We start from the raw sequence: 14,911 nt of genomic DNA on the forward strand, positions 1-14,911 counted from the left end.
TTTATTAATCTTCTTTTTTACGACTCATCCAGAATCCTGCCAAAGCTAATAAGGCAAGTGCTACAAAACTAATAATTGCAGTATCATCACTTGTTTGAGTAGATGTATCTGTTTGTTGATTATTGTTTTGATTGTTATTTGGTGTATTATTTTGATTATTTCCTTGATTACCATTTGGTTTATTGTTATCAGGTTTATCATTTTGTCCACCATTATTAGGATTATCTGGTTTTTCTGGATCTTGAGGACGTGCTTTTAATTGATTAATTGCTTTTTGTAATTGTAATTCTAATGCATCAACATCTTTTTGAGACATTTCAGAAGCATTTTCTAATTGTTTTTCAATCGCATTCATTTCTTTAATAAGTGCATTATAAGAATCTTCAGTATATTTATTCTTATCTAATGTCTTAACAAGATTAATTAATGCTTCTACTCCTGATGTATCTGATCTTACAACTAATTTCTTAGCTGCAGCTTTTAATTCATCAATTAAACTAGAAATTTCAGCTGAAGTACTTTCATTTTCCTTCACAACTTTATTAACTTTATCTAAAACAGGTTTAAATTCAGCCCAACTTGCTTTTGTATAATCTTCTTCCTTATATACATCAGCTAAAGCTTCTAATCCTTTTAATTCAGTTGCTGTAGCTTTTAACACTAATTCACCACGAGCTTTTTGTAATGCAGTATGTGCTTCTTTAATTGCATCAGCAGTTGCACTTTCATCTTTTAAGATATCATTAGCAGCTTTTAATGCTTCTTTAAATGGATCTGCAGTCTTTGTTAAATATAACGTAGTATCTAAATCATTCAATTTATTACTATCGATATAAGCTTTTAAACCTTCTTTATTAACTTCTACAATAGTTTTTAATTGTGATTTAGAATTTTGTAAAGCTTCAATCATTAAAGCTACTTCTTGTTCAGATACTTGAGTTGCATCTTTCTTTAATAATTCATTAGCTTTTTCTACAACAGATTGAAGATTTTTCCATGTATCAACTGTATAATCAGCTTCTTTTAATGCTTCAATAGTAGTTAATTCATCTTTGATTTTATTAAGATCTCCACGATTAGCTAATGATGCATAAGCTAATTCAAGCTCGCTTTTTGCTTTTGATAATTCTTTTTGTGTTGATTGTGGATTTTTAAGTAATGTTTTTACTGTATTTAATTTATCTTCAAATACTTTATATGAATCTGCAGTTACCTTATCTTTATTAACCTCTAATGAATTAATATATTCATTAATTGTTTTAACTAATGCAGTATAATCATTATCTTTAATACCAACAATTTCACTAATTGTAGGAATTTGATTATCTTCCCATTTAATTTTCAATTCTAATACTTTATCATAACGGAAATAGAATTCATTTAATGATTTATCCAAAGCACCTAATTGTACCCATTCTCTCTTTCCATCATGTTCAACATAAGCTAACACACTAGCATGAGTTACTGTTCCTTTTTGAACAATATTAAATCTATTAATATCTAAATTATCAGATAATGTGTATTGGATATATCCAGCTTTTGTTGTATTAGGTTTATAAGAAGTTGTTAAATCACCATCAAACATATTTTGAGGTTGATGACCTTGAACTTCAATAACATTTGAATCAAATGTTGGATCATTCATAACTGGTACATATTCACCATCGTTAATAACGATTTCATTAAATACTACTGCACGATTATTGTTTGATGCAGTCATTAAAATCTTAACATAACGAGCTTTTGTTGTATCAATTTGTCCTTCAACATAAACTTTATTTGGATATTTGCTTGAAGCTTGATATCCAGCTTTTGAATCTTTACAGCTTATATTTGCATCATCTTTGTTTTCAATACCATCACCAATTGTAACAACTTTTGTCCAATTTTCTAAATCATTTGAAATAAGAATATCTGCATCTCTAATGTAGTTAACAGCACTATCTTGACAGAACATAGCTAATTTAGAAATATCTCTTACTTGTCCTAAATCATAGATAATATATTGTCCCTTTTGAGGTAAATCACCAAATTCTGTTGTTGTATCAACATTACCATCAAATGCAGCACCATTATAACGTGAATCTTCTGCTACACCCCATGATGACTCAATACCCATAGTTGTTTCATATAAGAATGGTGCGCTTACTTCATTAGAAGTAACAGTAAATTCTTTTAAAGTAAATGTAACAGTATCTTTATTTAAGTTAATTAAACGAACATAACGTGCATCTGGTAAAGATTTTGCATTTAAAGTTTGCCAATCCACTTTATTTTTAGAGACTTGAACTGTCAATTTATCATTAGCAGTTGAATCACTATTAATTTCTTTTAAATCTTTAATTCTTGTTAAATCAACACCAATAAATTCATTTTCTTTTAATGTTACTTCACCAGCTGCCATTAATTTAGCAGTTGCTTCTTCAACATTAGCTTTAATGTTATTTTTTGTATTTGAATAAATATGATCAGTTGTAAATCCATCATCTGTTCCATCTGTTTTTTCAACGACATTAAAGTTAAATAATTTCCACCAGTAACCATGAACTCCATCTTTCTGTAAATTAAGTTCTAAGTTTCTAACTCTAACAGCTTTTGCCTTAATATTTTGATCACTAACATCTAATGATACTTCAGCATCGCCATTATATGTTTTAATTTCTTTCCATTCTTTTCCATCTACACTATATTCAAAGACATATTTTGTGATTTTATCAGTTCCACTTGCTTGTTTAAATAAAATATTTCCTAATAATTTAGGTTGATCAAAAGTAAGAGTAACTGTTGCATCAACAGGAATATAATCTTCATGTGTTGCACCTGATGCCTTATAAGGATCTTCTGCAAAATGAGCATAAGAATTCATATCTTCATCAATAACATTATTTAAAGCTCCACCATGTACACCAATTTTATTTAATGTAATAGTTGTTTTATTTTCAACTGGTTGTTCTTCTTCAGTTGGATTAACAACGATATCACGAATACCTAACCATGTATTACCCTTATCTGCAGTGGCAATCATTCTAATTCCTTTAACACCTTTTAAACCTAAGTCTTTTAAAACAACTTCATTTGGTAATTCATAGATTTTATCATCTAAATCTTTCCATTCTTTTCCATCAGTTGTATATTGAACTTTAGCTTTTGAGAATGTATCTTTTAAATTTGAATTAGCTCCTAATCTAAAGATAACCTTATCAATATCAATTGCCTTTGTATAAGAAATTCCTACATAAGTACCAGTAGAAATACTATTAGGGTTCTTATAAACAATTTCAGTAGATGCTTTATTATCAAATACTGAATTTATATTACCATCAGGTGTATCACTACGATTTGTAATATATGATACAATTTGGATATTTGGATCAACAATTGTTGAAACTTTTACAGATAAAATTTGATCTAATTTCTTCATAAATGGATAAATATGTTGTCTACCCACTTTAGCATGTTCATAATGATCTACATAATAATATGAATATGTTTGAGATTTTTCAAATGCAGCTTGTCCATTAGCAAATAAATCCCAAATAGTTGCATTATCATCTTCTGCTTGTAAAGCAATTGCAGCATCTAAATAATTAGTAATAGATACAGTTGTATCTTGCCAACAATTTAACCAATAGATAATTTGATCTCTTGTTCTTGCATTACCTGGATTAGCTTTGTAATATGCAGCAGCATCTTGTAAAACTTTAAATTCAGCTTTTAATTCTTCAGCTTGTGCTTTGATATCTTTACCAGCTTCAAAATCACTAATAAAAGCATTTAATTTTGGTGCTAATTCTTCTGATTCAGGGATACCAGTATTAGAATTTTTCATATGTTTACTGATTTCTCTTAAAGCAATTGATGATTTTGTATCTTCAATTGTTCCATGGTCCATATAATTAAATGAATCATGCCAGTTTTTATCAGCATCTTCTTGTGTTTGCCAAATCTTCCAAGAATAATCAGCATTTGCAAACAATCCTTGTTTACTAGCTTCAGATTGTTGCATTGGATTTAAAATAATTCCCTTAACTTTAGAAGCATCAGTTCCAATTTTTAAGAATCTTTCTGCTCCACCCATAATTAAACCATCTTTTGTGTTATCACTACATGGCCAGTTAATCCATAAGAATGGTGCAGTACCAACATTACCAATGAATCTATCTAAGAAATCATTGTTGACAGAACCCCAAACAGCTCCGCCAGTTTGAATAATGCTTACATTGCTTGGCATTTCTTTTAATTCTTTTAATTGACTACTTGTTCCATTACCATAATAATCTGATGGACAGAAAATCATATCAGTCTTTAATCCAGCAACAGTTTTTTGTTTTTCTTTTAACCAATTTGTTAAATCAGTCATTAATCTTACATAGCTAGCTCCTCCACCAATTGGAGTTGCAGCATCATCAGCTAAAATAGCAAATTGTTTAACACCAACATTCATTAATTGAGTGAATTTTGTTTTTATAATGTTTAAATCTTCGTTATAATCTTCATCAGTGTCAAATCTTAATGCATTTGTCATAAAAGGATGTAATGCATAAACATAATAACATTTGTTTTGATTTCCAATTTCAGCTAATTTTCCAATGGCTTTTAATTCTTCATCAGTATACATAGCTTTCCATTGACTGTTATGTTTAGGATCATCTTTAGGTGCATATACATATTCATTAAGTTTGTAATCTCCACCATAAGTCATTAAATCAGCACGATCTTCATTTGACCATGGATTTCCATAATAACCTTCAATAAACCCTCTTGATTTTACATCAGCAAAATCATTCATAACTAATTCTTTAATCTGATTATCTTTAATTTGATTGAAAATATGTTTTAAAGTTGTCACTCCATGGAATGCAGCATCTGTATCTCTACCTAAGATAGCAATCACTCCATCTTTCACACTTAAAATATATGCATCAAATTTATTAAAGAATTTTGCATCTTTAATTAAAGAATTTTTTGTGAAATAATCATTAACAGCATCATCTTTACCATAAATACCAACTAAAACATTTGTTTTATCAGCAGCAATGCTTGTTGATTCACTTCCACTTTTCTTAAGTATTGTCAATACATCATTAACATGATTTTTTGTATATTTATCAATATCTTGACTATACACAATGTTCATGCTTGAAGATAACGTAAATGATTTTTCATCATTATATGTTATTTCTTGTGGTGTTGGATAAATTGTATACTTTGCATCAGCAGCTTTAACAGAATTTATTGTTAAAGTACACAATACCATCATCATTGACAATAAAAATTTTAATGATTTGTTAAACATCTTTCTTCCTCCCTCATTTTTAAGAATTGTCAAAAAAAACAAAAAAAGCAAGACTTCAAAAAGATAACACAGAAAAGTGTTTTCCTCTTGAGGTCTTGCCTAATCGAATTAGTAACAATCCTTTACGGCACAATGATACCCCTTACAGCGAATATTGTCAATAAAAAATTTTCATAATTTGAAAATTATTCCAAATTCCGTTTAATATGTAAATACAAATAAGTCTGTTCATTTGGTGATAAAATATAGCCATATTTATCTCTAACATGATTAACTATTCTATTCATACATAATGTCATTCTCACATCATCTTCAAAAAAAGTTCTAATATCTGAGGTTGTATCTTTTAATTCAATTGGATTATTTTTAAAGACACGTTCACCTAAGTATTTTAAATGTGTTGAAATACGTGAATATGCAAAAGAATCTTGATCTAATGTAATTTTCATTGTTTTTTGAATAATTTCTAATACTTCTTTAGTTAAAGATAAAACTTTAACTGTATAATGTGAATCTGCATTTAAAGAAAAATTAACAAGATGTAATGCAATATAACCTGCTTCATCTTCATCTAATTTTACTTTTGTACGTTTATAAATATAATAAAGAGCCCATTTCCCAATCGCATATTCTTCTTTATATAATGTTTTTGTTTCATTGAGTAAAACATTTGGAAGATAAATACCTTCTAATTTTCTTTTAATCGCAAAAGAAATATGATCACTGATTGCTAAAAAGATTTCTCCACTAAATTCAGTATGTAACTTTTTTGAAGCATTTGAAACAATATATTCAGCTATTTCAAAATATACAGTAGGAATTTTTTCTAAGGATTTTTCAAATCTTGTTTTTTGATCATCTTGAAAAACATAAGTTCTTTCTATTTTAGATTCATCAACTTGATCTCCTACCTTTTTATGAAATCCAATACCAGAACCAACCAAGATAATATCACTCCCACTATTAGAAATCGCAGCGACACTATTATTATTAAAAACCTTTAATATCACCATATCAATCACCTACCTAATATTTCTTTCATAACATCTACAATAAATTCAACATCTATACCTAAAATAATTTGCAAACTATCTTTCCCTAATTTAACAATCCCACTTGCTCCAACAGCTAAGATTTTATTCTCATCAATACAACTCATATCCTTTAAATCTATTCTTAACCTTGTTAAACAACTATCCACAAACACAATATTACTTGCACCACCTAAAGCCTCAATTAAAATAATTGCCATATCATCATAATCAAGTTGATTGACTTCATAATGATATTGAGGCTTTTCCACTTGAATAATATTTTCCTCAATTTCTCTCCCTGGAGTCATTAACCGATAATGAACAATCATAAATCTAAATAATAAATAATAAATCAAAAAACATACAATTCCTAAAGGAATCAACATCAATATATCATGAGCAAAAGGTGCTTTAATACTTAAAACATAATCAATAAATCCTGCCGAAAATCCAAATCCTGCAATCCACTTAAAAGTTGCTGCTATATACATAAAAACGCCTGTTAATAAAGCATGTATAAAATACAAACTAGGAGCAGCAAACATAAAAGTAAATTCAAGTGGTTCCGTAACCCCAGTCAAAAAAGAAGCAAAAGCAGCTGATAAGAGAATAGCGCCAACTTGTTTTCTTTTTTCTTTTCTCGCACATTTATATATTGCGACTGCGGCACCTGGTAAGCCAAACATCATAATTGGAAAAAATCCTGCTTGATACATTCCAGTTACGCCAACAACACCGCCAGATACTCTCCCCCAGAATTTACCAATATCATCAATTCCAGCAACATCAAACCAAAAAACAGAATTTAAAGCATGATGTAATCCTGTAGGTATTAATAGACGATTAAAGAAACCATATAATGCTGCACCAAATGGTCCTAATTTAGACATAAATTCTCCAAACATTATAAAAGCATTAAATAAATTTGGCCAAATGACTAAAAATAAAGCTGATATTAAAAGCGTTGTTGCACTACAAATAATTGGCACAAATCTTTTTCCACCAAAAAAAGATAACGATTGTGGAAGTTGAATATGATGAAACTTCTGATAATAGAAAGCACACATCAATCCAATCATAATCCCAATTAAAGCATTCGATGAATTATTAAAAGCAATTGGAACTTCTTTCAAAGGAATATCCATAAGTAGTGATACAGTTTTAGCAGATAGTAACTTATTAATGATCATATATGAAACAACTGCACTCATAACTAGCATAGCATCTTTATCTTCTACCATCCCAATAGCTATCCCAATTGCAAATAGTAAAGGCAAATTATCTATGATGACACCACCTGACTCAATTAAAAAGGCAGCAATAACATTATTTGCTCCCCACCCCACTGGATCAATCCAATAACCAATGCCTTTTAAAATCGCAGCAATAGGCATAATAGAAACTGGCAACATAAGGGATTTACCTAATCTTTGTAAATACTTCATGATATTATTTAATCCTTTCTTACTTCAAATAGTCCTTTAATGTTTACTTTTACGGACTCACTGTTTATCAAATTGATAAACAGTTTTTTCATATAATTTAAACAAAATTCTTTTCAAATAGTTAAGTCTTTAAAAGTAAACATTTTTATACACCACAAATTCTAATCCCCATATAATGATATCTATTCTTATTCATAATTACAAGTATTTTTATGACAACCTTAGTACTTTTATGTACTACTTGACATCCCATAGAAAAATATATAGAATAAAATTATAATGTGACTATTCAATTAGGCATGAGCAATCTCTATTTTGCTGATGTCTTTTTTGAGGAAGTGGAGGCTTAGTATGTTTTTAAAGAAAAACACAATTATTCATGCTATTTGTGGTGGAAAAATTGTTTATCTTGATGATATTGACGATTATGCCTTTTCGCATTATCTCATTGGTGATGGTATTGCAATTGAAACAGATCAAAGGGAAATTTATTCACCATGTGATGGGATCATAACAACTATCGCTCAATCTGGTCATGCTTTTACAATGCAATTAAAAAATGGTATTGAATTACTTATCCATATTGGTATCAATCATCAACACCATTCATCTGAATATTTTCATTATCATATTCAAGTGGGGGAACAAGTGACTTCTCAAACACTTATTCTCACTTTAGATAAAAACTATATTTCACTTCACAATCATGAAATTCTTATTCCAATCATTGTTTTAAATTCTCAAGAGCATCCTATTAAAACAATGACAACTTCTCCAAAAGTAACCTTAGGGCAAAAAATTTTAACATTAAAATAAAAAATGATAACAAAAAAACAAGATAGCCAATGGATAAATGGCTATCTTGTTTTATTTTAATGTCTAACAATCTTATAATATGTTCTCGCTGTTAAAATATAGACAATGCTATATATAATCGTCAAAACAACAACTGAAATAGCTGTACAAATAATAAAGACTTCAGGACCAGATAACACCAAGAAACTAAACATATTCACAATCATCTTGAAGGCAAATGCCATATGAATAACTGCAACAATTAATGGTAAGAAGAAGAAAATTAAGACTTGTGAGCGAATTGTCTGTTTTACTTCTTTTTTACTCATACCAACATTTTGCATAATCTCAAATCGTTTTTGATCTTCATAACCTTCTGATAATTGTTTATAATACATAATCAAAATTGCTGCCATCAAGAACAAGACTCCTAAGAAAATACCTAAGAAGAATAAACTTCCATACATTTGTGTCAACATATTTTCAATACTATAATGAGATTCCATATAATAATGTGAAGATAATTCTGATTGCCTTACTTCATTTTCTACACAATCCTTTAAAACTTCATTAGCTTTTTCAGCATGACTCTCATCTTTATATTGAATAGAAAGGGTTTCAATATAATTCATATGAGGATCCTCAGGAGTCACTGATAATGTTTTTTCCAATGTTTGAGTATCTGGGAAAACAACTGCGACTTCTTTACCAGCGACTTGTTTTTCATGTTCTAGTAGAAATGGTTTATGAACAGCTTCTTTAACAGCAAATGAATGTTTCCCAATTTGAAAATCTTTTTGAGGTTGAAAGTAATTACTACTCATAATAATTTCATTCTTTGCTAGTTTTTGATTATCGTGATAAGCACGATTATATTCATCAAGAGTTAACCCTATAACTGTAATAGCATCTTTTCCATAATTATCACTTAATGCAACCTGATTTGCTTTGTTTGAAATTGTATTTACAATAACATAACGTCTATTTACAAAATCAGTATATTCAATATCATTACGATTTAATTGTTGTTCTAGTTTTGCATAAAGAACCTTTAAATCTTTGTCGCTTGGATAAGCATTATCATCATCTAAATAAAATTTTAATTGAAAACTTTCATCAAGAATCTTATTTGCTGTATCTTGAACTCCTGAATAAAGTGATACTGTACTTGATAACATAACCAATATACATGTACATAAAATACAAATACTTGCAAGTCCTACAGCATTTTGTTTCATACGATAAATCAATTGAGAAACGGAAGTAAAATGTTTTGTTTGATAATAGAAATGTTTATTTGCTTTTAACATCTTTAAGATTGCAATAGAACCAGCTGTAAATAAACAATATGTTCCAATAATAACTAAGATAACTGCTATAAAGAACAATAAAATAGCTGTAGCTGGATCTTCAATAGTTTGAGCAATAAAATATCCTCCGCCTAATGTTAAAACCCCAATAATTGTGAGTAGCCATTTTGTCTTTGGTTCTTTTTCACCAGTTTGACCACCTCTTAAAAGTTCAATAGGATTTGCTAATTTAATTTGAATCACATTAAATAAATAAGATACCATAAAGATAGGTGTATAAATCAAAATTGTTTTCACAATCGCATCAGTAGATATTCCAATAGAAATAGCAGTTGAAAAACCAACCAATTTGACAAGTAATAAGAACATCAATTTACTAAAGAGAACCCCTAGTAGTATCCCTCCAGCTAAAGAAATCAGTGTTGTTACAATGGTTTCACAAAACATCATAATCATCACATGTTTCTTTTCCATACCTAAAATATTATAAAGAGCAACTTCTTTTTTTCTTCTCTTAATAATAAAGCTATTGATATAGAATAAGAAAATCACAGAAAAGATAATCACAACATAGACACCCAAACCAAGAATCATACTCATCGTTTGAGCCCCAGCGTCCATCTTTAAAACACCACTATTCACTGATAAACTATAAATCAAATAAAACATCATAACAGTAAAAGCACTGGTTAATAAATAAGGAATGTAGACTTTTCCATTTTTCTTAATATTTGTTAATGCTAAACGAGGATAAAAGAATGTTTTCATCTTATTTTCCTCCTGTCGCAAGTAATGTTAGTGTATCAGAAATACTTTGATACATTTCTTCGTTTGTTTGATTTCCTTTATAAAGTTGATGGAAAACTTCACCATCACGGATGAAAAGAACACGTTTGGCATAACTTGCTGCTTTGGTACTATGAGTAACCATAACAATTGTTTGTCCTTCATCATTGATTGTATCAAAGATATCTAATAATTGATCTGTTGATTTAGAATCTAAAGCTCCTGTTGGTTCATCGGCTAGAATGATTTGTGGATGTGTAATCAATGCTCTTGCAACCGCAACTCTTTGTTTTTGTCCACCAGAAACTTCATAAGGATATTTTTCTAATAGTTTTTCAATTCCTAGTTTTGGTGCTAAGTTATCTAGCTTTTGTTTCATAATAGGATAGGCTTCTTTAGATAAGACTAATGGTAAAAAGATATTGTCTTTAATAGAAAATGTATCTAATAAATTAAAATCTTGAAAAACAAATCCTAAATTCTTTCTTCTAAATTGAGAAATTTCTTTTTCCTTAATACGAGTAATATCTTTCCCATTCAATAAAACCTCACCACTTGTTGGCTTATCAAGTGATGCCAATATATTCAAGAGAGTTGTTTTCCCACTCCCTGATTCACCCATTATCGCAACATATTCTCCTTCTTCCACACTAAAGGATACATTGGATAAAGCTTGAACCTGTTGATTAGAAAAACGTGTACTATAAACCTTCTTTAAATTCTTAACTTCTAATAGTGACATAATAACTTCCTCCTTTGTACAACCATAGTTTATAAAAAAAAGAGAAATTGTACCATAGATTAATCTTACAATTATCCTCTCTTATCTTACAATCATGTAAGTTATTTAACTTTTAAATCATCAACATGAAAATTAATCGAAACAACCGTTCCTTTTCCTAGTTTTGAATGTAATTCAATATGATGACCCAAATTATCTAAAATTGTTTTACACAAATATAAACCAAGACCACTCGCTTTTTTATCAATTCTTCCATTATATCCAGTAAACCCCTTTTCAAACAATCTAGGTAAATCTTCTTCTTTAATCCCAATTCCACTATCTTCAATATATAAAGTTTCATCTTTCACATATATTGAAATTGTTCCCTCTTTTGTATATTTTAAAGCATTTGATAAAACTTGTTCAATCACAAAAGATATCCATTTTTCATCTGAAAGAATCATCAAATCAATAGGTTCATATTGTAATTTTAATTTCTTTTGAATAAAAAATGTTGCTTGTTTCTTTACGACATCATTAACAATATCATTTAATTGATAACGTCTTAAACGTAAATCTGATGCCATATGATCAATCTTAATATAATGTAATACCATATCTACATATTGTTCAATACGTAACACTTGCATCAATAATTCATTTTGTGAACACTCTTGTGATTGAATAAGTAATCTTAAAGCTGAAATAGGTGTTTTGATTTGATGCACCCATAAAGTAAAATAATCTAACATATCATGATAATCTTGATCATTTTGATTTTCCAAAGCAATATGAAGCTGATTAACTTTTAAGAATAATTGTTGATATTGTTGTTCAATTAATAATGATGTTTTAGGTAAATCTACAACTGAAACATCATTTAATCTTAAAAGATAATCTATTTGTTTTGTTTTTTTATTATATTTATAAAAATCTACAAGAAAATAAAAAACAAGAATTGCAGATGATAATATCAAAGCATAATCAATTGCATCAATCAAAGCATTATATAAATATAAAATAAAATAAAAGACTCCCATGATCAATAAAGCAAAAAGATAGAAGAAATAACGATCTTTAAAGTAATGAAGCAGTCTCATCATAAGCCAATTTATAACCTATACCTTTCTTAGTTTGAATCAAAGAATCCAAACCAAAATCATCTAACTTCTTTCTTAAACGATTCATATTGACACTTAATGTATTATCATCAACAAATTGATCACTTTGCCATAATTCAATCATTAATTCATCTCTTGAAACATATGTTTCAGCTTTTTCAAATAACATCTGCATAATCTTCAATTCATTTTTAGTTAATTCAATCACTTGATCATGATAACTGACTGTTGCTTCTAATAAATTTAAAATCAACTCTTTATAGGTTAAAATATGAAATTGCTTAGAAAAAGAGTATGTTCTTCTAATCATAGCTTGAATCTTTGCCGTAATAACATTCAAATCAAAAGGTTTATTAATAAAATCATCAGCTCCCATATTCATTGCCATCACAATATTCATATTTTCATTCGTTGATGAGATAAAAATAATTGGAATTTCTGAAACTTTACGCATTTCTTGGCACCAATGATAACCATTATAAAAAGGCAAAGAAATATCTAATAAAACTAAAGTCGGCTGGTAATCCAAAAAGACTTCCATGACATGTTCAAAATCTTCAACAACATAAACTTCAAAATTCCATTTCTCTAAATGTCTTTTTAAAGTTGATGATATCACTTCATCATCTTCTACAATCATAATTTTTTGCATGATTCATCACCTCAGCCCCATTATATCACATCTTCATAAAGACTGACCATTTTCATAAGACGTTTTTTTATATCTTCTTTTAATGCCGTTGGAGCAATCACTTTGACTTGATCCTGCAACATCATCAGCCAACCTATCAATCCTTCTGAAATAGGAGTATTCTCGATTGTTATTAAATAATGATCTTGATATAATTTTTGAATATGAATATCCATACCAAATCTTGATACCAATTCTCTTAATAGCTTATGATCACATTCTAACTGTAAAGTATCACGTAAAGTTGATGTATACATATTGGTCATTTTTTCGATTTCATCAATCATATCAAATTGTTCTCGAATATCTTGATAACTCAAATGTGTAGTTTGTATAAAACGCATACGATCAATACGATATGTTGATAATCTTCCTTGATATTTTTCATTATAGCCAATCACGTAATAGTGATTATTTTGTGAAACGATTTGATATGGTGAAAGGATGTATTGATCGTTTTTATTTCCTTTAAGTGATGGAACTTCTTTTAAATGATAGGCTTCGATTTCATAATTTATGTATTGGAAAGTCAGGACTGTTTTGTTTTCAATGGCTTTCATGATATTTGAAAGATTTAAAAACAATGAAAATGATAATGATTTTTCTGTTGCTTGAAAGTGAACAAGTCTTTGTTGTTGATGATAAGAAGATAATTGTAATAATTTTAAGACAAGTTGTTTTTTATCTTCACTTTTTAAATCTTGATGAAAAACAATACTATCACATAAAAACTGCAATTCACCATCTTCAAAGAATTCTTTTTGAATCCTGAGACCACCCTTTCTTACAATCAATATCAAATTATCTCCAATCCATTCATAGAAAAACTCATTAATCCGATGAACACAAGAATGAATCGTCTTAATATCAACTTGAATATCATATTCCTTTAATCTTTCTAAAACTTCCTGACTCGTTATTGTCTTTCCTTTTGCTTCCATAATAATCTTGAAAACATAATACATCCTTTTTCCCATCATATCCTCCTAATGACTTACTGCCAACTGATATCCTCTTTTCTTTTTTGCATAATGGCGCATTAAAGACACATAATCATAAACACTATAACTACATAATAAATCTAAAACAACCTCATCATCACAATCATTAAGACTTTTCAAATAAGTATAAGCCAAATGATATTGATCTTCTAATAAACAAATCTTCGCACATTCAATAGCTTCTACATCATAATAAACATGTAATTTATTGATAAATTTAGAAAAATCTATGTTTTTAAAATCAATCAGATGTCTAATAATACAATACTCATGGACCGAAATACTTTTTTTACAAATCTTAAAAAGCAATTCATGTTTAATTTCTTGATAACTTTCATTATCAAATAAAGCATTCATCATAATTAAATGGTATTCTAATTGCTCATAGTCACTTACCTGATATAGAGCTTTTAAAGCATAGATAAATAATTTTTTATAGAAAACATCTTGTCTGAGAATCTGTAATAATTGATGATGAGTCATACAATCCTCTAATAAATGTAATAAAGCATCATCCTGACAAATCTTTAATAAATAATCTTTCTTTTTTCCTAATGTCACATCACATACTGTTTGATAATCTTGTTTCATAATCTCATCTCCTTGTACTCTTATTATAATAAGTATACAAAGATGATGTTTGATATATACCTATAATAACACCGTTTTTTCGGTTTTAATATTAAAAAGTTGAATTTTTTATAAAAA

10 protein-coding genes are annotated in these 14,911 nt (G+C 28.5%); 1 reads left to right on the forward strand and 9 read right to left on the reverse strand.

The window, feature by feature from the left end; translation table 11 throughout:
- Positions 1-4 precede the first annotated feature (4 nt).
- The 3 genes from EDD60_RS14370 to nagE all read right to left on the reverse strand — a co-directional run bounded on the left by EDD60_RS14370 (position 5) and on the right by nagE (position 7,775).
- Entirely contained in the window at positions 5-5,296 is a 5,292-nt protein-coding gene (locus EDD60_RS14370; protein WP_132226519.1) for a beta-N-acetylglucosaminidase domain-containing protein, read from the reverse strand.
- A gap of 185 nt (positions 5,297-5,481) precedes the next feature.
- Positions 5,482-6,309, reverse strand: coding sequence for a PRD domain-containing protein (locus EDD60_RS14375; RefSeq protein WP_066450204.1), 828 nt, complete (start codon positions 6,307-6,309; stop codon positions 5,482-5,484).
- A 5-nt stretch (positions 6,310-6,314) separates the two neighbouring features.
- Positions 6,315-7,775 carry an N-acetylglucosamine-specific PTS transporter subunit IIBC gene (gene nagE, locus EDD60_RS14380; protein WP_243646692.1) on the reverse strand — a complete coding sequence of 487 codons (1,461 nt, stop codon included), beginning with the start codon at positions 7,773-7,775 and terminating at the stop codon, positions 6,315-6,317.
- Positions 7,776-8,126: 351 nt separating this feature from the next.
- Between nagE and EDD60_RS14385 the strand changes: the two genes are divergently transcribed.
- A complete protein-coding gene (locus EDD60_RS14385; RefSeq protein WP_066450210.1) occupies positions 8,127-8,591 on the forward strand; it encodes a PTS sugar transporter subunit IIA in 465 nt (154 codons plus the stop codon).
- A 56-nt stretch (positions 8,592-8,647) separates the two neighbouring features.
- On the opposite strand, the gene EDD60_RS14390 is transcribed toward EDD60_RS14385, so the two are convergent.
- The 6 genes from EDD60_RS14390 to EDD60_RS14415 form a co-directional block, all read right to left on the reverse strand.
- Positions 8,648-10,648 (reverse strand): ABC transporter permease, encoded by a 2,001-nt coding sequence (locus EDD60_RS14390; RefSeq protein ID WP_132226520.1) that lies wholly within the window; start codon positions 10,646-10,648, stop codon positions 8,648-8,650.
- Between the two features lies 1 nt (position 10,649).
- Positions 10,650-11,408 (reverse strand): ABC transporter ATP-binding protein, encoded by a 759-nt coding sequence (locus EDD60_RS14395; protein WP_066450212.1) that lies wholly within the window; start codon positions 11,406-11,408, stop codon positions 10,650-10,652.
- A 101-nt stretch (positions 11,409-11,509) separates the two neighbouring features.
- On the reverse strand, positions 11,510-12,493 hold the full coding sequence (locus EDD60_RS14400; protein WP_066450214.1) for a sensor histidine kinase: 984 nt from the start codon (positions 12,491-12,493) through the stop codon (positions 11,510-11,512).
- A complete protein-coding gene (locus tag EDD60_RS14405) occupies positions 12,468-13,163 on the reverse strand; it encodes a response regulator transcription factor (protein ID WP_066450217.1) in 696 nt (231 codons plus the stop codon). Before EDD60_RS14405 ends, EDD60_RS14400 begins: the two co-directional genes overlap by 26 nt.
- Positions 13,164-13,183: 20 nt before the next feature.
- Entirely contained in the window at positions 13,184-14,179 is a 996-nt protein-coding gene (locus tag EDD60_RS14410; RefSeq protein ID WP_066450218.1) for a helix-turn-helix transcriptional regulator, read from the reverse strand.
- Between the two features lie 9 nt (positions 14,180-14,188).
- Positions 14,189-14,794: a hypothetical protein gene (locus EDD60_RS14415; RefSeq protein WP_066450222.1), complete on the reverse strand. Its 606-nt coding sequence runs from the start codon at positions 14,792-14,794 to the stop codon at positions 14,189-14,191.
- Positions 14,795-14,911 lie beyond the last annotated feature (117 nt).

Source organism: Longibaculum muris, from assembly GCF_004343035.1.
GTDB classification, from domain to species: Bacteria; Bacillota_I; Bacilli_A; order Erysipelotrichales; family Coprobacillaceae; genus Longibaculum; species Longibaculum muris.

Excerpts from the sequence above, each read along its gene's own strand:
- EDD60_RS14395 (WP_066450212.1), bottom strand. The coding sequence starts at position 11,408 with ATGTCACTATTAGAAGTTAAGAATTTAAAGAAGGTTTATAGTACACGT.
- EDD60_RS14390 (WP_132226520.1), bottom strand. The coding sequence starts at position 10,648 with ATGAAAACATTCTTTTATCCTCGTTTAGCATTAACAAATATTAAGAAA.
- EDD60_RS14385 (WP_066450210.1), top strand. The coding sequence starts at position 8,127 with ATGTTTTTAAAGAAAAACACAATTATTCATGCTATTTGTGGTGGAAAA.
- EDD60_RS14375 (WP_066450204.1), bottom strand. The coding sequence starts at position 6,309 with ATGGTGATATTAAAGGTTTTTAATAATAATAGTGTCGCTGCGATTTCT.
- EDD60_RS14410 (WP_066450218.1), bottom strand. The coding sequence starts at position 14,179 with ATGGGAAAAAGGATGTATTATGTTTTCAAGATTATTATGGAAGCAAAA.
- EDD60_RS14370 (WP_132226519.1), bottom strand. The coding sequence starts at position 5,296 with ATGTTTAACAAATCATTAAAATTTTTATTGTCAATGATGATGGTATTG.
- EDD60_RS14415 (WP_066450222.1), bottom strand. The coding sequence starts at position 14,794 with ATGAAACAAGATTATCAAACAGTATGTGATGTGACATTAGGAAAAAAG.
- EDD60_RS14405 (WP_066450217.1), bottom strand. The coding sequence starts at position 13,163 with ATGCAAAAAATTATGATTGTAGAAGATGATGAAGTGATATCATCAACT.
- nagE (WP_243646692.1), bottom strand. The coding sequence starts at position 7,775 with ATGAAGTATTTACAAAGATTAGGTAAATCCCTTATGTTGCCAGTTTCT.
- EDD60_RS14400 (WP_066450214.1), bottom strand. The coding sequence starts at position 12,493 with ATGATGAGACTGCTTCATTACTTTAAAGATCGTTATTTCTTCTATCTT.